Annotated in this window: 1 protein-coding gene; it reads right to left on the minus strand. The window is 36.9% G+C overall.

Going from position 1 to position 558, the window contains the following annotated elements:
- Positions 1 to 461 (minus strand): transglycosylase SLT domain-containing protein (locus tag N1032_RS27125; RefSeq protein WP_259543806.1); only part of this gene is annotated, 461 nt, incomplete at its 3' end.
- Positions 462 to 558: the final 97 nt, after the last annotated feature.

The raw sequence follows: 558 nt of genomic DNA on the forward strand, positions 1-558 counted from the left end.
GCTTGCTTAGCTAAAAGAGGTTTAAGCGGGTTTCCTGCTTGACTCAATGTGTCATTAACAAAAGGAGCAAAGGCCGGATGTGTAATATATTTCTTAACTTCTGGCGCTAATTGGCCTGTTTGCATTTGCTTATTAAAACCGCCTCTACCTTGATTATAATAACCCAAAGCAACAGGAACATTACCGCCAGCTTCTTTTAACTTTTGTCCGTAATAAGTAATACCTGCATCAACATTTGTTTTCCAATCAGATTTTACTTTATTATAATCATAACCCGCGTCTTTACTCGCATCAGGAAACAACTGGTAAACGCCTGCTGCCCCTGTTTTACTTACTGCATCAGTTTTATAGCTACTCTCTACTTGGGCTAATGCTAATGCTTGTTGAGGATCTACACCGAGTGCTTTAGCTCTCTCAACAATATAATCTTTAACTTCCTGTGTTGTTGGCTGATTTGCCATTATTTAACACCTCATTAAACGTAACACCTCCCTTATTAACCTTTTAACCTATTATAAGTGAGATTGAATTAATAATATCTCTTATTGAAAAACTCAT

Origin of the sequence: Herbiconiux daphne, assembly GCF_024979295.1 — a bacterium.
In the GTDB taxonomy this organism is placed as follows: domain Bacteria; phylum Actinomycetota; class Actinomycetes; order Actinomycetales; family Microbacteriaceae; genus Herbiconiux; species Herbiconiux daphnes.